Consider the following 17,071-nt stretch of genomic DNA (forward strand, 5'->3'; position numbering starts at 1 on the left):
GGAAAGGCCGTAAATCACCGGATTTACGGCCTTTTTTCTATGCGTATTCCGTGAGGGAAAGCACAATCGTTAATCTTTCGCAAAGCATTTGCGCAGTATTTTGCGGGGGCTAACGAATGAGCCAGGAGCAGCCGACATGAACACGGCAGTTGCGCAGAAGGTCCAGGTGCCCGATATCGCGGCCCAGGTGACCTACGCCATGCGCATAATGGGCGTGTCGCCCATCCCCCGGAATTACGAACTGTTCTACGAGGCCTATATCGGCTCGAACCCCAAGCTGACGCGCGAACTCGCCGCACTCGGCAGCAAGGCCTCGCAGGAAGAACTCGACGAAATCGGCATGCAGTATTTCGGCCATCATCATGGTGTGCCGGCCATCGACGGCGCGCATACGAAGATCGTCGGCGAACTGGAAGGCCTGTTGCGCCTTCTCAAGCAGGAGCAGACCTCGCTCGAAAGCTATAACAAGCTTCTGGACGAGACCTTCGTGCGCATCAACAACAAGAGTTCGGCCAGCGTCGACATCATCAGGGGCGTTATCAGCGTCCTCACCGAGGCGACCGGCGACACCATCAGCCAAGGCAAGGTGATGGTGGAGAATGTCACGCAGAAGTCCGTCGAGATGGACAATGTGCGCAAGGAACTCGATGAGTACAAGCGCATCGCCAACACGGATTCGCTGACGCAGCTTTCCAACCGCCGCGCCTTCGACGACAAGCTCTCCTCCCTGTACAATTCGACGATGACGCGCCATGTCACCGCGCTGATCATCGCCGATATCGACCACTTCAAGAAGATCAACGACACCTACGGCCACCCCGTCGGCGACAAGATCCTTGCCACCATCGGCAGCCTCATCCGTGCCAATGTGCGCAAGGACATTCTCGTTGCCCGCACCGGCGGTGAGGAATTCGCGATGATCGTCGAAGGCAATACCGAGGAAGAGGCGATGGCGATCGCCGAGCGTATCCGTACCGCGCTCGAGCACACGCCCTTCAAGAACTCCAAGACCGGCGTCAATTACGGCCCGATCACCATCTCGCTCGGCTTCTGCATGGCATCCTGGGCGGAAGGCCCCGGCGAGCTCTATTCCAAGGCCGATATCGCCCTCTATTGCGCCAAGAACGGCGGCCGCAACCGCACCATGGCCTATGAGGACGGCATGAAGAAGGATTTCGCCAAGAGCTGGCTGATCTACCGCAAATAGACGGCCTCCCTCCCTTTCGAAACGGCGCCTCCGGGCGCCGTTTTGCGTTTGAGGCGTTTGGAACCGCCTGTTCCCGCCGGAACATCGCAACGGCCGGCAAAGTCCTAGAACGTCCCCATGAGAACACGACGCCGGGCACCAAACGCACCGGCACTCCAGACAGGGACCAGGACAATGAACAAGCTCGCACTCGCCCTTATCGCAGGCCTTCTTTCCACCGCTGGCGCCGCATCGGCCGCCGACAACGCCGTCGACCAGATCGAGGTCGCCTCGCTCTCGTCCTCCTCGCAGAAGACGGGCTGGCTGCAGGTCCTTTCGGGCGGCAAGCCGATGAAGTCGGAAAAGAAGATCGCCGCCGTTTCCCGCGCGCCGATCGCCCGCGAACTCGTCGCCTTTACCGAAGACGTCGCCCCCGGCACGATCATCGTCGACAATTCCGAGCGCCGCCTCTACCACGTGCTCGGTTCCGGCCTTGCCATGAAATACGCCGTCAGCGTCGGCCGCGAAGGTTTCATCTGGACCGGTTCGGAAAAGGTGACGCGCAAGACCGAATGGCCGACCTGGACGCCGCCGGAAGACATGCGTGCCCGCGAAGCCAAGAAGGGCAAGATCCTGCCGGTTTCCATGAAGGGCGGCCTCGACAACCCGCTCGGCTCGCGCGCCATCTATCTCGGCTCGACCATCTATCGCATCCACGGCACCAACCAGCCGTCCTCGCTCGGCAAGGCGCAGTCGTCCGGTTGCATCCGCATGGCGAACGAAGACGTCGAACACCTCTACGCCCAGGTAACGTCAGGTGTGACGGTGATCGTTCGCAACTGATCCCCAAAAATGCCGGCGCGTAGCGTCGGCATTTGCACTTCCCAAAGACGGTTCCATTCTCAAACCGCAGTTCCGCATATATACAAGACGTTCGTGACGGACATTCCGGCCCACCCGCTTTTCAACGTGAAGGAGCCCCGCATGGCAAACATGACGCCGCAAGAGCAGCTGATGCTCGAACTGGTCAACCGGGCGCGCATGGATCCAGCGGGCGAAGCAAAACGGTTCGACATCGCCCTGAACGAGGGCGTTCCGACCGACAGAACCATTTCGACCGCACCGAAACAGGTCTTGGCCGGTAACGACGCCCTTGCACGCTCCGCAGACAAACATAGTCAATGGATGCTGGGCAACAATCGGTTCGAGCATCAGGAAACAGCGAACACGCCCGGCTTTACCGGCGTCACCCCGTCGGATCGCATAAAAGCGGCGGGCTACAACCTCACGGGCAACTGGAGCACGGCCGAGAACATCGCCGTGCGTGGAACAAGCGAGACGATCACCGCCGCCATGCGGACGGAAATGATCATCAACCAGCATGCGGACCTTTTCGTCGACGAAAACTATCCCGGCCGAGGCCATCGGACGAACATCCTGAGCGAAGCGGTTCAGGAAATGGGTATCGGGCAACGGTTCGGACCGTTCACGTTCTCCGGCGGCGGCAGTTCATTCAACTCGTCGATGGTCACGCAGAATTTCGCCAGCCAGGGCAACAAGATTTTCGTCACCGGGGTCGTCTACAAGGACAAGGTCATCGCCGATGACTTCTTCAGCGTCGGCGAGCAGGTGGCCAATGTGGGTGTCACCTCCAAAGGTGCGGTATCGGACAAGACGGGTGCGGGCGGCGGGTACGAGCTGCTTTACGACGACGGGGGCAGCAAGACGGTGCACTTCGCGCTGTCGAGCGGCAAGGTCAGCGTCGGCCTGACGCTCGGCTCAAGCAATGTGAAGGTGGACGTCGTCAACGGCACCGAGGTCTGGTCCAACACTTCCGTCAGGTCCGTTTCCGACAACGTCAAGGAACTGCATGTCCTCGGCATTCTCAAGACCAATCTGACAGGCGCCGACGGCAGCCAGAAGCTCTTCGGCAATGGCGCAGCGAATGTCCTCAAGGGCCTGGACGGCAACGATACGCTTTTGGGGGCCGGCGGCGGCGACCGCCTGGAGGGCGGCGCGGGAACGGACACGGCCTCCTACGAAACCTCCAGGAAAGGCGTGACCGCCAATCTCGCCTCCACGGGCTCGAACACGAACGACGCTAGAAAAGACGTCTATGTCTCGATCGAAAATCTCACTGGTAGCAAGTTCGTCGACACACTGACCGGCGATGACGGAAAGAACACCCTGAGCGGCCTTGCCGGCAACGATGTCCTCAAAGGCGGCAACGGCAACGACAAACTTCATGGCGGGTCGGGCGCAGACGATCTCACTGGAGGGTCAGGCGCGGACAGGTTCATCTTCAAGGCGCTCTCGGACAGCAAGGTCGCATCGAGTGGTCGAGACACGATCTTCGATTTCTCGCATTCAGGCGGCGACAGGATCGATCTGTCCGATATCGACGCGATCGCATCGACGGCGAAGAACGACGCCTTCACCTTCATCGGCGAGGAGGCCTTTTCCGGCAAGGCCGGGGAATTGCGCTTCGTAACGAAGGCGTCGGATACCTACATCTACGCCAATGTCGACAAGGACAAGACTGCGGAATTCGCACTTCATCTCGATGACAAGGTTACGCTGGTGAAGGGCGACTTCATTCTTTGACGAGAGAAGCGATCAGCGGCAGGCGGAAGCGTCTGCCGCTCTCGCTATGGCAATCAGTTCAGGGCGATACTCGAAATGCATGGTGTCGTAGTGATACCAGCGCCCGCCCCAGACAAAGCCGTGTCGCTCGAATATCTCGACGATCTCAAGCGGATATTTGTTGGCATATTTCGGCACCTTGCCGGGCTTCCCGCCGGACCAGATCCAATAATCCGCAAACTTGGTGTTGAGATCGACCGCCGCGCCAAAACTGTGCACCGACATGTTCTTGGCGCCAGAAACCTTGCGCCAGTTGAACACGCCGGCCGAAGGCGAGAGGTAGCGTTTCAGCTCGGACTTTGCCGCAAGGTCGTCCCGAACCTTTTCCAGCGCTGCGGCAGCCCCCTGCCGCTTCGTTACGCGCAACGTCTCGCCGAACCATTTCACGGGAACGAGATCGGCTCCGACGGCCTTTGCGGAAGCGCCGTAGAGCCGCATCATCAATGCGTCGCTGCGGATGCGGCCCGGATCGAAATCGGCCTCCGGCTTTTTCTCGCAGGCGCCGAGCGGATAGATCTGCCGAAGGCTGTCCTCGACATCGCCTGATGCAAGGCTCGCCTGGTGATCCTTCGCCTTGCCATCGTCGATCTCGAGCGGCGGGCCGCCATCCTTGAAGAGAAGCCTGTTGCCTTCGATGCCGGAAAGGCTCTCCGGATAGGCTTCCACCAGCAATTTCAGGCGGGCCGCAAGATCAGGCTCCGCCGCCCGCGCTGCAGGTATGGCGAGGAGGAGCGCGGCAACACCCGCGAGAAGACGCCTAGTCGACATTGATGTTGATATAGTCGCCATTGGCACCGCGCCAGATTTGGACCTCGATGCGGACGTCACCCTGAAGCAGACGGCGTGCTGCGCTATGCTCGATGCGGCCATGGCTGATCATGCGCTCGGCCAGTTCCCGGTTGCGCGCCGAGGCGAAGAAGCTGTCGGTATCGTCGCCCGGCTGGCTGATGCCGAAGCGGTGTACATTGGCGCGATCCTGCCGGATGACCTGCCAGGGCTGGGTCAGACGCGCATTGCTGGAGTTGTAGAGATCGTCCTGGCCGATATAGGCCCCGTAGCTCTCGATCAGTTCATCCGCCCTGGCAGCGCCCACCGAGGCCGCAAGCATGGCGGCGCATGCCGCCGCAAAAAATCCTGTGCGCATTCCCAACTCCAAAATTCGCAAAAACCATTCATAACCAGGAACAAGACGGTTGGGGAAGACAGGATATTCGCGCGCGCCTACCACATGGTCTTCGCCGCACCACCTGGCCATTCCCGGTCATAGGCGACGCCGTCGAAACCCATTTTCGCAGAAGCAAGCATCTGGCCTACGGTTGGCAGGCAGGCCGTATCGCGGAATTTTTCCGGGTTCCAGAGGTCGGCGCGCAGCACCGCACGGGCGCATTGCGAATAGACCTCCTCGATCGTGATGACCACGACGGAGCGCGGGTGTTTTCCATCCATGACGAAGCGTTCCGTGATCGCCGGGTCGATGCGCACGACGGCGCTGCCATTGAGGCGCATCGTGGTATTGGAGCCGGGAATGAGGAACATCAGCGCGACGCGCGGATCGCGCACGATGTTGGAAAGCGAATCGATGCGGTTGTTGCCGCGCCAGTCCGGCAGCATCAGCGTGCGCTCGTCCTCGATATGGATGACGGAGCCGGCATCGCCGCGCGGCGAGCAGTCGAGCCCTTCCGGCCCTGACGTGGCGAGCGCCATGAAGGGCGAAGCCTCGATCATCGCGCGGTATTCCGGCAGGAGATAGTCCGTCACTTTGACGAGCGAAGCTTCACCCGGAGCGCCGTAGAGCGCGTTCAACTGTTCGACCGAGGTGACAACCGTCATGCTTTTCTCCTGTGCGTGCGCGTTTGCGGCGCATCGCACCCTTGCATGACAGGCGCATGACGGAAAGGCCGTCAGGCGGCGATGCGCCGCGCGTCCTGCGCGAAGAAACCGACGATCCGATCGATGACAGGTTCGGCGGAAACGATGCGGCGGTGGCCGAAGCCGTTTGCCCATTCGAGCGTGACATTGGGGCCGGAAGCCGCGTAGCGCCGGGCGTGATGCGCCGGCACCTCCTTGTCGTCCTCGGCATGGATGACGAGCATGGGCGTGCTGAGGCGCCCTGCCCCGTCGGCCGCGTCGAAGGCCGAAAGCGGTGCGCCGGCGATGCGCTCGACATGGTTCTCCAACGCCACCTGCGTCTCCGGCCCGAGCTTCAGGTAGCGGCCGAGGTCCTTGAAGAGCCAGGCCATCTCGCTCGGCGAACCGATGGTGACGAGCCGGCGTGGCCGGTGCGCAGGCACCGAGGGTACGAGGCCGCTCGCCGCACAGGCAAGCGATGCGCCGCCGAAGGAATGGCCGCAGAAATAGTCGAAACCGCCAAAGCGCCGCCACGCGGCGTCGATGGCGCGAACGGCCATCGGCAGCGTCAGCGTGCGCCCGCGCGACGCCCCATGACCCGGCAGGTCGAGCGCCACGACCTCGTGGCCCGCCGCAACCAGCCCCTCCGTCAGCGCCGAAAGATAGGCCGCGCGGGACCCCCAGCCGTGAACGACGAGCACGCGGCCGGCAAAGTTTTCACAGGGGCGCGCCGCAAAACGATGCGCGACCGCCGTGCCGCCGGCAAAGCGCAGCGTCACGCGCTCGGCCTGCCGCATCCAGCCTTCTGAGCGGGCGAAAAGCTCCCTCTCCTTGGCCGTGCGCGGGCGACGACCCGGCGTGGTCGCGAACAGCCGGAACGCCGCCCGGCCGGCTGCAGCGGGAGAAACGGCCGCGACGCCCGACAGCGCCAAACGGATGACCTTCAATCCAAAGGATGCCATAGTGGGAATCCATAAAAATGTTCAATGATGAACAATAAAGTACAACGATGAACAAAAATCAAGCCTTTCCCTGGGACCATCCGCGCTTTCGCAGCTGGATCGGGGTAGCGCGTGCCTGCCAGCTGATGCAGCAGGCAGTGACGCGGGCGATTTCGGAGCTCGGCATCAAGCCGCCGCATCTCGACATTCTCGTCAATCTCTACCGTTTCGAGGGCATTTCGCAGCAGGAACTGGCGCGCAAGCTGCTCGTCGGCCGTTCGAACATGAGCATGCTGCTGCCGCAACTCGAAAAGCGCGGCCTTATCGAGCGCAATCCTGACGCCAAGGACAAGCGCGTGCTGCGCTTGTCACTGACCCCGGCCGGCCGGACGCTGACGGAACAGGCCATGGCCATCCAGACCGGGCTCATCGAGCGCATCATGTCGCAGACGCCGGAAGACCGTTGCCTCCAGGTCGCCGAGGCGATGGAGGACATCATCCGCATCCTCCAGACGATGGAGATCGCGGAAGACGACTAGGCCTTGGCGACAGCATCCGCCCGCGTCGATTTCAGCGACAGGAATTCCCAGAGCGCCACGCCGAACAGCACGGCAGCCGCCGCCATGAAGAGTTGGTAGGGTTCGACAAACGGCACCAGCACCGAAAGCGCCAGGAGGGCTGCGATGCCGACGATATGCGACAGAGGCGATCGTCCGCGGATCGCCGCCTTGAACCAGATATTGCCGAGCAGGAAGACGATCGGCCCGCCGAGAATGGCGCTCGCCGTCTTGGCATCGACATGACCGTGCGGATGGGCAAGGGCGAATTCCTCCGCGACGGCCGAAAGGATGATGCCGGCAACGATCGGTATATGGGCATAGGTGAAAGCCATGCGGGCGATGCGCCCGGGCGTCGCCGAATGCTCGATGAGATGCGCTGCCTCCCCATGGCCGAAGCGGAAATAGATCCACCACATGGTGGCGGTCGACAGGAAGGCCGTCATCAGCATGAAGATGGTGAAGCCGTCGAGCAGCTCCATGCCGGCGACCGTGCGACCGGTAACGAGGATTGTTTCGCCCAGGCAGATGATGACGAAGAGCGCGCAGCGTTCCGCCATATGCTCACCCGAGACCTGCCAGTCGCTGACGGTGGAACGGCCAAGCCCCGGCACGGCAAAGCCGAGCGCCGGCGAGGCGTATTCGAGACCGAGCGCGATGGCCCAGAGCGCCAGCCGCGCCTCATGCTCCACGAAGGCACCGGCGATCCAGAACACGGCGGAAAAGAGCGTCCAGACCGTGATGCGGGTGAAGTTGAGGCTGTTTTCCGGCCAGTCGCGGCGCATGACATAGGCAGTGAAGGCCGAGCGGCCCGTCTGCATGACGACATAGGTGAGCGCGAAGAGCAGCCCGCCCGCCTCGAAGGCCGTGGGGATGGCGATGGACAGCATCAGCCCCAGAAACATCAGCACGAAGAGCAGGATGCGCACCGGCGATTTTTCCGGGTCGAGCCAGTTCGTCGCCCAGGTCGTGTAGATCCACACCCACCAGATCGCCAGCATCAGCAGCGCGGCTTCGACGAGGCCGAGCGGCGAATAATGCGCGGCCAGCGAATGCGAAAGCTGGATGATGGTCAGGACGAAGATGAGGTCGAAGAAGAGTTCGGCAAAGGCCACCTTGCCTTCCCGGGCGGTGCCGCGGGCGCGCAGGCAGGCGGAATGGGCAAAGCGTTCGTCGTTCGTCGCCGTCATGGCGCATCCTTTTCAAGAAGCCGTTCGAGCCGCCGGTCGGGCACGACCCACAGGAGCGCGACCGCGGCATAGAGCACATGGGAAATCACCGGCGAGACAAAGGCAAGCCCGATCGCGGCGAGATAGAAGACGGGCGAGAACCGCCCCTTGAAATCACGCCCGAGGGCGTTGCGCACTCGCGCGGCATCCGGATGCACGGCGACGATGCGGATCTGCAGGATTTCGTAGGCGATGGCCGTCAAGAGCAGGATCACGCCGTAGAGCGCCGTCGGGATCGCGGCCGCCGGATTGTTGCCCATCCAGGCGGTGACGAAGGGAATGAGCGACATCCAGAAAAGAAGATGCATGTTCGCCCACAGCACGCCGCCGCTGGCATTGCCGCAGATGGTGAGCAGGTGATGGTGGTTGTTCCAGTAGATCGCCACATAGACGAAGCTCAGGAGGTAGCCGAGGAAGATCGGCAGCATGGGAAGAAGAGCCGCAAGGGTCGGCTCCTTCGGCACCGCCAGTTGCAACACCATGATGGTGATGATGATGGCGATCACGCCATCGCTGAAGGCTTCGAGCCGTCCCTTGTTCATGCAGGCCTCATGTCCATTTTCATTAGACATGACGCATGTTGCGCCGAGTCGCTACAGAAGATTGCGTAGCGTCAGCCTGCCTGCTCTTCCTCGTGGCGATGGCGCTCCTCCTCCACCGCCGCGCGCTGCCGGCCCGTGCGGGCCGCGACGAGGTCGGCGGGCGAGGCATTGCCACGAATGAGCTGGCGGCCGGCATAGATGCCGCCGACGGTTTCCAGTTCCAGACGCTGCCGGTCGACATCGCGGAATTCCTCGACCACCTCGGCCGCCAGATCCTCGTCCTCGCCGAGCGCCTTCAACGTCTCGCGGCTGAAGATCATCGCCGATTCGAAGGTCTCCCGGATCTGGAAGTCGACGCCCGCGTGAATGAGGTCGAGCGCATGGCCTCGGTCATAGGCGCGCGCCAGCAGCGGCACGAGCGGAAACTCCTCGCGCACCACCTCGGCGATTTTCACCGCCGCCTCTTTCTCATCGAGGCAGATCAGGATGGCCTTGGCGGTGGCCGCACCCGCCGCATGCAGGATATCGATGCGCGAGCCATCGCCGTAATAGACCTTGAAACCGAAATCCGAAGCGTCGCGAACGAATTCCGCATCCTTGTCGATCAGCGAAAGCGTATAGCCGCGCGCCAAAAGCGGCTGGCTGACGATCTGGCCGAAGCGGCCGAAACCGATCATCAGCACCGTTCCCTCGACATTCTCGGGCAGCGTCAGCCCCTCCGTGGACGGCTGCTGCTTCGGAACGATGCGGTCATGCAGGATGACCATCAGGGGCGTCAGGATCATCGAGATGATGATCGTCGCCGTCAGGATGGCGTTTTCCTCGCCATTCAGAATACCGGCGGCAACGGCGGCGGCATAAAGCACGAAGGCGAATTCGCCGCCCTGCGCCATCAGCACGGCACGCTCCAGGCTCTCGCTGTGGCACGTGCCGAGCAGGCGCGCCACGACGTAGATCAGGAGTGTCTTCGCCACCATGTAGCCGATGACGCTTGCCACCACGAGCTGCCAGTTGGCGGCGATGACCGAAAGGTCGATCGCCATGCCGACACCGAGAAAGAACAGGCCAAGCAGGATGCCGCGGAAGGGCTCGATGTCGGCTTCAAGCTGATGGCGGAAGGCCGATTCGGAGAGCAGCACGCCGGCAAGGAACGCGCCCATCGCCATGGAGAGACCGGAGACCTGCATGGCAAGCGCCGAACCGAGCACCACCAGCAGCGCCGCCGCCGTCATCACCTCGCGCGCGCCGGAGGCGGCAAGCACGCGAAACAGCGGATTGAGCAGGTAGCGTCCCGCCAGTACCAGCGCCACGATGGCGCCGATGGCGATGCCGATGGACAGCCAGCGGTCGGCGGCATCGGTCGCCGCAGCCCCGGTGCCGAGCAGCGTGACGATGGCGAGCAGCGGCACGATGGCAAGGTCTTCGAAGAGCAGGATCGCGATGATACGCTGGCCCTTCAGCGTCGACATCGTGCCCCGCTCCTGCAGCATCTGCATGACGATGGCGGTGGAAGTCAGAACGAAGCCGGTGCCGGCGACGAAGGAGGGAATGAGCGGAAAGCCGAAGGACAGGCCGATGCAGGTCAGCGCCGCCATGGCGCCCATCACCTGAACCGCGCCGAGCCCGAAGATGTCCTTGCGCATGCCCCATAGCCGTGAAGGCTGCATTTCCAGGCCGATGATGAACAGGAACATCACCACGCCGAGTTCGGCGACATGGATGATCGCCTGCGGATCGGCAAAGAAACCGAGGCCGAAGGGACCTATGGCGAGGCCGGCCGCGAGATAACCAAGCACCGAGCCAAGCCCGATCTTCTTGAAGACCGGCACGGCGGCAACGCCGGCCGCAAGCAGCACAACTACCTGGGTAAGATCATTCGCATTCGCTTCTGCTGCCAAGGGTCTCTCCGTTCGTCTGCGGTGGACGCGCCCTTTGGCAGTCCTGAAATTATCGCGGCTTTTCCGACATATCGCGGCTCATGCCCTTCTCCGCAAGGTCGCGCTCGTAATCGGCAAAGAGCGTTTCGCCCTTTTCCCCGAGTTCCCGGAGATAGGACCACGTGAAGATACCGGTATCATGAAAATCGTCGAAACCGATGCGCACGGCATAATTGCCCGTCGGCGTCATGGCGATGATCGCGACATTGCGTTTGCCCGGCACAGTCAGCTTCTGGCCCGGCCCATGGCCCTGCACCTCGGCAGATGGCGAGAGCACGCGCAGCATTTCGGCGGAAAGGTCGAAGCTCGCGCCATCGTTGAAGGTGACGACGAGGCGCTGGCGATCTTTCGAGACACGCAGTTCGGTCGGCCAGAGGTCGCTCATGGCAATTCCTTTCCTCACGATTTCGCGAAGGACTATGCCGCAAGCCGGGGATGTGCAAGGCTGAAAATGCTGTCATAATCGCCCCATCGGCTTGACGATGCGCTTCGCGCGCACGACATGTCGATGATGGAGGACGTGTCTTGAATTCCTATGCAGGCCCCTGGAACGGCGCCGACCCCGTCGCGCAATCCGCAGCCCCGATGATCGATCCCTTCGGCCGGGCGGTCACCTATCTGCGCGTTTCCGTAACGGACCGCTGCGATTTCCGCTGCACCTATTGCATGGCGGAGAACATGACCTTCCTGCCGAAGAAGGATTTGCTGACGCTGGAAGAGCTGAACCGGCTCTGTTCCGCCTTCATCGCCAAGGGCGTGCGCAAGCTGAGGCTGACCGGCGGCGAGCCGCTGGTGCGCAAGAACATCATGCATCTCGTGCGCGAACTCGGCCGCCATGTGCATGACGGCCGCCTCGACGAACTGACGCTGACGACCAACGGCTCGCAGCTCGCCAGACATGCCGCCGAGCTTGCCGATTGCGGGGTGCGCCGCATCAACGTCTCGCTCGACACGCTCGACGCCGAAAAATTCAAAACCATCACCCGCTGGGGCGAGCTTTCCAAGGTCATCGAAGGCATCGACGCCGCGCAGGCCGCCGGTCTCAAGATCAAGATCAACGCGGTGGCGCTGAAGGATTTCAACGATCGCGAAATCCCCGACCTGATGCGCTGGGCGCATGGCCGCGGCATGGACCTGACCCTTATCGAGACCATGCCGATGGGCGAGATCGAGGAAGACCGCACCGATCGCTACCTGCCGCTCTCGGAAATGCGCGCCCGCCTGGCAGAAGACTTCACGCTGACCGAAAACGCCTACCGCACCGGTGGCCCGGCGCGTTATGTGACGGTCGAGGAAACCGGCGGCCGCCTCGGCCTCATCACGCCGATGACGCACAATTTCTGCGAAAGCTGCAACCGCGTGCGCCTCACCTGCACCGGCACGCTCTATATGTGCCTCGGCCAGAACGACGCCGCGGACCTGCGCCTGCCCTTGCGCGCCTCCGATGACGACGCCCTCCTCTCCCAGGCGATAGACGAGGCGATCGGCCGCAAGCCAAAGGGGCACGATTTCATCATCGACCGCCGCAACCGCCCGGCCGTCGCCCGCCATATGAGCGTCACCGGCGGCTAGGCAGCCGTCGAAAGCGAGGTTTCGGTGAAAATCCTGCTGGCCGCCCTGTTCTGTGCCGCCCTGCCTCTCCAAAGCCTCGCCGCCGAGCGCCCGGAAGGCATCGCCGCCGCCGAAACGCTGGTCAAGACTGCGTTCGGCACCGAATGCGATATGAACGGCATGGAAGAGGTGCCGATGGCCGGCCCTGACGAGGAGGGGTATGGCCACGCCTACTACCGCCTCGCCTTCAAGCCCGACTACGATCCCAACGGCCCTGAGGTACAGATCGACCTCTATCAACTGTTCTGCGGCTCCGGCGCCTACAACATCCGCCACGCCTTCGTGCTGAAGAGAAGCGACGAGGAAAGCCTGAAACTCATAAGCTTCGCCACGCCCGATCTCGACTACGCCTATGCCGACGAGGAAATGAACACGCTGAAAGCCGACCCGAAGGTGCGCGGCTTCCGCGCCACCGGCCTCCTCGTCAATTCAAGCTTCGACGTGGAAAAACGCACGATCACCAGCCATGCGGCATGGCGCGGCATCGGCGATGCCTGGGACAGCGGCGAATGGGTCTTTCGCAATGGCGATTTCATGTTGACGCGATTCGAGGTCGATCCCACCTATGGCGATCCGGATCCGGCGGCGGAGAGTTTCGTCGTCTACGAGGCAGGAAAATAGCCCTGCCCGAATCGAAACGGCCGGGTTTTCGCCCGGCCGTTTCGTTTCCCGAAGAATACCCTTTTACGCCGCGTAGTGCCGGCCGTAGCCGTCATTCTCGCGCATATCCAGATCCCGCGTCTTGAAGTGGTCGATCTTCTGGTTGAGCGTCTGCACCCGGCGGCGCAGGCCGTGGATCTCGGCGGTGTTTTCCTCCACCATCGCAGCGTTCTGCTGGGTGATCAGCTCGACCTGATGCACCGCCTGGTTCACCTCGTTGATGCCCTCGTACTGGGCGGCGGCAGCCGCCTCGATCTTGCCGACGAGCGTATGGATCGAGGAGATGTGTTCGTTGATGACCGACAGCGCCTCTCCGGTCTCGGTGACAAGGGCGACACCGTTGCGGACCTGCGCGGAACTCTCCGAGATGAGACCCTTGATCTCGCGGGCCGCACCGGCGCAGCGCTGCGCCAGCTCGCGCACTTCCTGCGCCACGACCGCAAAGCCGCGGCCCGCCTCGCCGGCACGCGCGGCCTCGACGCCGGCATTCAGCGCCAGCAGGTTGGTCTGGAAGGCGATCTCGTCGATCACGCCGATGATGGTGCTGATCTTGTCCGAGGAGCGGTTGATCTCGCCCATGGCGGTGACGGCCTTGGCCACGACCTCGCCGGAGCGCTGGGCGTAGCTGTGCGTCTCGTCGACCGACACGGCGGTCTTCTGGGCACTCTCGGCCGTCGAGCGAACGATGTCGGTCAGCTGGCGCAGTGCCCGCGAGCTTTCCTCCAACGCCGCTGCCTGCTGTTCCGTGCGGCGGGCGAGATCGTCGGCGGAGGCGGCGAGATTGTCGGTGCCGCCATTGATTTCCATCGTCGTCGCGCGGACGTCGGAGAGCGTGTGGCGCAGCGCCTCGACCGCATTGTTGTAGGTGCGGGCCATGGCGACATATTCGGCCGCCAGCGCCTCCGTCATGCTTTCCTCGAGATTACCCGCGGCTAGCTGGCCGAGCACGTCCGAGAGCGCCGTCAGCGCTTCCGTCTGCTCCGCCTCGATGCGGGCGCGCTCGCTGGTGCGGCGGGCCTGTTCCTCGGCCGTCAGCTGGCGCTGGGCTTCCGCCTCCTGCTCGAGGCGGACGTTTTCGCGGGCGGCGTCGCGGAAGACGGCAACCGAGCGCACCATGTCGCCGATCTCGTCGCCGCGGTTGCGGCCGTCGATGCTGATGTCGAGATCGCCGCTGGCAAGACGCGCCATGGATTCCGTGACGCGCTTCAGCGGGCCGCGCAGGGTTTCGACCAGCATCAGGCCACCGATGATGGCCAGCAGCGTGCCGGCGACCATCGCGATGATGGAGACATTGGCCGAACGCTGGCTGTCCTGCTTGCCGGCTTCCTGCGCGCTCGAGACGAACTGTTCGAGCGTCTGGCTGGCATCGGCAACGGAGGCATAGGCGCTGACACGCGCCGCCTGCCACTTTTCGCCGACGGCGATCAGGTCCTGCGTGCCCTTCTCGATCTCGGCGAGCGAGGGCGCGAGCTTCTGCGAGAGGTCGCGAAGGGCCGCATTCTTCGCGCCGAGCTTGGCGAGTTCGCCTGCGCTTTCGGCGACGGCCTTCACGTCGGCGAGAACCGCGTCGCGGCTCGGCTGATCGAGCTTGCGGTGCAGCTCGCTGATATGCAGACGCGTCTGGTCGATCCCCTTGAACGTGTCGCCCATCAGCGTGATGAGTGTCTTCAGGAGGCCGATCTCGGCATCCATGCTGACGAAGCGCTTGGCAGCGGTGTCGGAGTTCTTGCCCGCTTCCTTCAGAAAATCAGCGTCGAATTTGGAAAGCTTGGTGAGAACGGGAATGAATTTCGCTTTCTTGCTCTCGGCGTCGTCGGCACCGGCAAGTATCTCCTGCACCTTGGCGATCTCGGCTTCCAGCGGCTTGATCTGTTCCAGCGCCTTCGGCGAAGCGATCGCCTTGGATTCATTCAGCTGCTTCAGGAGCTGCGGCAGATAGGTCCCGGCCGCCTTCACCTTGTCTTCCGGCTTCATCGCCAGAGCGACCGGCTTGCGGAATTTGCCGATGCGCTCGGCCAGGCCCTGATAGGCGGCGGCATCGAAAAGCAGCGCCTTGGCGAAAGCTTCCTTCTCGCCGGATTCGCTTCTGATGACGGCGATCTGCTTTTCGGCGAAGTCGCCGTCGCGGGCCATCGCGGCAAGCGCGCCTTCGAGAGCTGCGGTGACGGCGTTGCGTTCCTGGTCGATCGACCAGAGCGTTTCGGTCTGGCCGCGCATCGTGCCGGCAAGCGCAACGACGGAGGCGATCTTCGCCTTCTCGGCTGCATTCGGCAGCAGCGCATCAAGGTCGTGGATGCCCTCTTCCTGCTCGTCGATCCGGGCCGAAAGCGCATCGCGCGTTTCCTGGCCGGGCTTGTCGGCGAAATCCTGCAGGCCCGTGCGCAGGTTCTGGAAGTGCGACAGGCTGTTGATCGTCTCGCGGGTGACCGTCATGTGGCCATTCAGGGTACTCGCGGTGAAGTACCCGACAAGCCCGATGCCCGCGATGAGCACGACAAGGGGAATGACGAACAGCAACACCTTGGTGACGATGCGGCGCTGCTGGAGCAGGCGGTCGATGAAGGACATGGTTTCCCCGACGTTTTTTTGAAGACCAATGTCCCGTCGGATGCTCTTTCAAGCCGGAACGGCCGCTCTGGCTACCAGGGGGAGCGCGGCCGAAAATCGCTTGATGGGCGTCGGCCGATCTTGCATCAGGCGGCCAGCCCTCACCCGTCGCATCATGCGATCGCTCATTGGGATGGCGCAACGATAGGTGCGGAAGCTTAATGAATGCCTTCGAGAAACCGGCAGAAACTCAAGGCTTTGCGCCGAAATGACGATGGTTTTTGCCCAAAATCGCCTCAACCGCCCTTTCTTTCACCAATCACCCCGTTTGTTCCGTCCTTGAGGATGATGGCAGGCCGCCCGCATTGGGCTTATGAGGGACAGACACACGCTTGGAATCACTCCCCATGAACTCCACCGGAAATGCCAGAGGCGCCTTGTTCATGGCCATCGCCATGGCGGCTTTCACCTGCAACGATGCCCTCGTCAAGTCCGTCACGCACACGATGAACACCGGCCAGATCCTGTTCGTGCGCGGGCTGATGACCAGCGCGCTGGTGCTCGTCATCGCCTGGCGGATGGGCGCGCTCGGCTCCTGGCGCGTCCTGCTGCAGCCAGCCGTGGCCCTGCGGCTCGCGGCTGAAATCTTCGCTTCGCTCACCTTCATCTCCGCCCTTGGCGCCATGCCGCTTGCCAATATCTCGGCCATCCTCCAGTCGTTGCCACTTGCCGTGACGCTGGGCGCTGCCCTCTTCCTCGGCGAGCAGGTCGGCTGGCGTCGGTGGCTCGCCATCGTCGTCGGCTTTGTCGGCGTTATCATCGTCATCCGCCCCGGCCCGGAGGGATTTTCGCTTGCCGCCATCTATGCCATCGCCTCGATGATCGGCGCGGCGACGCGCGACCTTGCCACGCGCCGCATCCACAGCAATGTCTCCACCCTGTTCATCAGCGTCGTCACGGCCATCGCCATCACGCTTGTCGGCGGCGCGCTGATCGTGCCGATGGGGGGCTGGCAGCCGATGTCGCTGGAGATCATCGGGCGCCTGGCCGCCGCCAGCGTGCTGCTCCTCGTCGGCTACCAGACGATCGTCAACGCCATGCGCATCGGCGAAATCTCCTTCGTCGCGCCCTTCCGCTATGTCAGCCTCCTGTGGGCCATCGCCATCGGCTTCCTGTTTTTCGGCGAACTGCCCGATCTCTGGATGACGATTGGGGTCTCGATCATCATCGCATCGGGCCTCTACACCTTCTACCGCGAGAACCGCCGTCGGGCCGTGCCGATCGCGCAGGAATCAAAGCCGGAATCGCTGTGACGTTGTAGAGACTTGCGACCCGGCCTTGCACCGATTAGACCGGAGGGAAGCCAACAC

Annotated in this window: 16 protein-coding genes; 7 read left to right on the forward strand and 9 right to left on the reverse strand. The window is 62.8% G+C overall.

What is annotated here, in order from left to right; translation table 11 throughout:
* Positions 1 to 136: 136 nt before the first annotated feature.
* From MUO32_RS11565 to MUO32_RS11575, 3 genes are all read left to right on the forward strand, one after another.
* Positions 137 to 1,207 (forward strand): GGDEF domain-containing protein, encoded by a 1,071-nt coding sequence (locus tag MUO32_RS11565; protein WP_257948438.1) that lies wholly within the window; start codon positions 137 to 139, stop codon positions 1,205 to 1,207.
* Positions 1,208 to 1,381: 174 nt separating this feature from the next.
* On the forward strand, positions 1,382 to 2,029 hold the full coding sequence (locus tag MUO32_RS11570; RefSeq protein WP_257948439.1) for a L,D-transpeptidase: 648 nt from the start codon (positions 1,382 to 1,384) through the stop codon (positions 2,027 to 2,029).
* A gap of 141 nt (positions 2,030 to 2,170) precedes the next feature.
* The gene (locus MUO32_RS11575; RefSeq protein WP_257948440.1) at positions 2,171 to 3,790 is read left to right on the forward strand and encodes a CAP domain-containing protein; all 1,620 of its coding nucleotides are present in this window, start codon (positions 2,171 to 2,173) and stop codon (positions 3,788 to 3,790) included.
* A 12-nt stretch (positions 3,791 to 3,802) separates the two neighbouring features.
* Here the strand turns inward: MUO32_RS11575 and MUO32_RS11580 are convergent, their stop codons facing one another.
* The 4 genes from MUO32_RS11580 to MUO32_RS11595 all read right to left on the reverse strand — a co-directional run bounded on the left by MUO32_RS11580 (position 3,803) and on the right by MUO32_RS11595 (position 6,639).
* On the reverse strand, positions 3,803 to 4,597 hold the full coding sequence (locus MUO32_RS11580) for a M15 family metallopeptidase (RefSeq protein WP_257948441.1): 795 nt from the start codon (positions 4,595 to 4,597) through the stop codon (positions 3,803 to 3,805).
* The gene (locus MUO32_RS11585; protein ID WP_257948442.1) at positions 4,587 to 4,973 is read right to left on the reverse strand and encodes a hypothetical protein; all 387 of its coding nucleotides are present in this window, start codon (positions 4,971 to 4,973) and stop codon (positions 4,587 to 4,589) included. Before MUO32_RS11585 ends, MUO32_RS11580 begins: the two co-directional genes overlap by 11 nt.
* 77 nt (positions 4,974 to 5,050) lie before the next feature.
* On the reverse strand, positions 5,051 to 5,659 hold the full coding sequence (locus MUO32_RS11590) for a pyridoxamine 5'-phosphate oxidase family protein (RefSeq protein ID WP_257948443.1): 609 nt from the start codon (positions 5,657 to 5,659) through the stop codon (positions 5,051 to 5,053).
* A 71-nt stretch (positions 5,660 to 5,730) separates the two neighbouring features.
* Positions 5,731 to 6,639, reverse strand: coding sequence for an alpha/beta hydrolase (locus MUO32_RS11595; RefSeq protein WP_257948444.1), 909 nt, complete (start codon positions 6,637 to 6,639; stop codon positions 5,731 to 5,733).
* Positions 6,640 to 6,686: 47 nt separating this feature from the next.
* Here MUO32_RS11595 and MUO32_RS11600 point away from each other — a divergent pair, with 47 nt between their 5' ends.
* Positions 6,687 to 7,157, forward strand: coding sequence for a MarR family winged helix-turn-helix transcriptional regulator (locus tag MUO32_RS11600; RefSeq protein WP_257948446.1), 471 nt, complete (start codon positions 6,687 to 6,689; stop codon positions 7,155 to 7,157).
* Here MUO32_RS11600 and MUO32_RS11605 read toward each other — a convergent pair.
* From MUO32_RS11605 to MUO32_RS11620, 4 genes are all read right to left on the reverse strand, one after another.
* Complete coding sequence (locus MUO32_RS11605) at positions 7,154 to 8,365, reverse strand: low temperature requirement protein A (RefSeq protein ID WP_257948447.1); 1,212 nt, start codon at positions 8,363 to 8,365, stop codon at positions 7,154 to 7,156. The genes MUO32_RS11600 and MUO32_RS11605 overlap by 4 nt on opposite strands.
* The gene (locus tag MUO32_RS11610) at positions 8,362 to 8,946 is read right to left on the reverse strand and encodes a TMEM175 family protein (RefSeq protein ID WP_257948448.1); all 585 of its coding nucleotides are present in this window, start codon (positions 8,944 to 8,946) and stop codon (positions 8,362 to 8,364) included. The genes MUO32_RS11605 and MUO32_RS11610 overlap by 4 nt, the downstream gene beginning before the upstream one ends.
* A 71-nt stretch (positions 8,947 to 9,017) precedes the next feature.
* Positions 9,018 to 10,844, reverse strand: coding sequence for a monovalent cation:proton antiporter-2 (CPA2) family protein (locus MUO32_RS11615; protein WP_257948449.1), 1,827 nt, complete (start codon positions 10,842 to 10,844; stop codon positions 9,018 to 9,020).
* Between the two features lie 49 nt (positions 10,845 to 10,893).
* On the reverse strand, positions 10,894 to 11,268 hold the full coding sequence (locus tag MUO32_RS11620) for a DUF971 domain-containing protein (RefSeq protein ID WP_257948450.1): 375 nt from the start codon (positions 11,266 to 11,268) through the stop codon (positions 10,894 to 10,896).
* Between the two features lie 200 nt (positions 11,269 to 11,468).
* Here MUO32_RS11620 and moaA point away from each other — a divergent pair, with 200 nt between their 5' ends.
* On the forward strand, positions 11,469 to 12,455 hold the full coding sequence (moaA, locus tag MUO32_RS11625; protein ID WP_257949203.1) for a GTP 3',8-cyclase MoaA: 987 nt from the start codon (positions 11,469 to 11,471) through the stop codon (positions 12,453 to 12,455).
* A 24-nt stretch (positions 12,456 to 12,479) separates the two neighbouring features.
* Complete coding sequence (locus MUO32_RS11630; RefSeq protein WP_257948451.1) at positions 12,480 to 13,115, forward strand: DUF1176 domain-containing protein; 636 nt, start codon at positions 12,480 to 12,482, stop codon at positions 13,113 to 13,115.
* Between the two features lie 63 nt (positions 13,116 to 13,178).
* Here the strand turns inward: MUO32_RS11630 and MUO32_RS11635 are convergent, their stop codons facing one another.
* Positions 13,179 to 15,722 (reverse strand): methyl-accepting chemotaxis protein, encoded by a 2,544-nt coding sequence (locus MUO32_RS11635; RefSeq protein ID WP_257948452.1) that lies wholly within the window; start codon positions 15,720 to 15,722, stop codon positions 13,179 to 13,181.
* 386 nt (positions 15,723 to 16,108) lie between these two features.
* Here MUO32_RS11635 and MUO32_RS11640 point away from each other — a divergent pair, with 386 nt between their 5' ends.
* Positions 16,109 to 17,014: a DMT family transporter gene (locus tag MUO32_RS11640; protein WP_257948453.1), complete on the forward strand. Its 906-nt coding sequence runs from the start codon at positions 16,109 to 16,111 to the stop codon at positions 17,012 to 17,014.
* The last annotated feature ends 57 nt before the right edge of the window (positions 17,015 to 17,071 follow it).

It is taken from the genome of Shinella sp. CPCC 101442 (assembly GCF_024704725.1).
Lineage (GTDB): Bacteria > Pseudomonadota > Alphaproteobacteria > Rhizobiales > Rhizobiaceae > Shinella.

Bases quoted from the DNA above. Each gene is read 5' to 3' on its own strand.
- MUO32_RS11565 (WP_257948438.1), top strand. From the start codon at position 137: ATGAACACGGCAGTTGCGCAGAAGGTCCAGGTGCCCGATATCGCGGCC.
- MUO32_RS11570 (WP_257948439.1), top strand. From the start codon at position 1,382: ATGAACAAGCTCGCACTCGCCCTTATCGCAGGCCTTCTTTCCACCGCT.
- MUO32_RS11575 (WP_257948440.1), top strand. From the start codon at position 2,171: ATGGCAAACATGACGCCGCAAGAGCAGCTGATGCTCGAACTGGTCAAC.
- MUO32_RS11580 (WP_257948441.1), bottom strand. From the start codon at position 4,597: ATGTCGACTAGGCGTCTTCTCGCGGGTGTTGCCGCGCTCCTCCTCGCC.
- MUO32_RS11585 (WP_257948442.1), bottom strand. From the start codon at position 4,973: ATGCGCACAGGATTTTTTGCGGCGGCATGCGCCGCCATGCTTGCGGCC.
- MUO32_RS11590 (WP_257948443.1), bottom strand. From the start codon at position 5,659: ATGACGGTTGTCACCTCGGTCGAACAGTTGAACGCGCTCTACGGCGCT.
- MUO32_RS11595 (WP_257948444.1), bottom strand. From the start codon at position 6,639: ATGGCATCCTTTGGATTGAAGGTCATCCGTTTGGCGCTGTCGGGCGTC.
- MUO32_RS11600 (WP_257948446.1), top strand. From the start codon at position 6,687: ATGAACAAAAATCAAGCCTTTCCCTGGGACCATCCGCGCTTTCGCAGC.
- MUO32_RS11605 (WP_257948447.1), bottom strand. From the start codon at position 8,365: ATGACGGCGACGAACGACGAACGCTTTGCCCATTCCGCCTGCCTGCGC.
- MUO32_RS11610 (WP_257948448.1), bottom strand. From the start codon at position 8,946: ATGAACAAGGGACGGCTCGAAGCCTTCAGCGATGGCGTGATCGCCATC.
- MUO32_RS11620 (WP_257948450.1), bottom strand. From the start codon at position 11,268: ATGAGCGACCTCTGGCCGACCGAACTGCGTGTCTCGAAAGATCGCCAG.
- moaA (WP_257949203.1), top strand. From the start codon at position 11,469: ATGATCGATCCCTTCGGCCGGGCGGTCACCTATCTGCGCGTTTCCGTA.
- MUO32_RS11635 (WP_257948452.1), bottom strand. From the start codon at position 15,722: ATGTCCTTCATCGACCGCCTGCTCCAGCAGCGCCGCATCGTCACCAAG.
- MUO32_RS11640 (WP_257948453.1), top strand. From the start codon at position 16,109: ATGAACTCCACCGGAAATGCCAGAGGCGCCTTGTTCATGGCCATCGCC.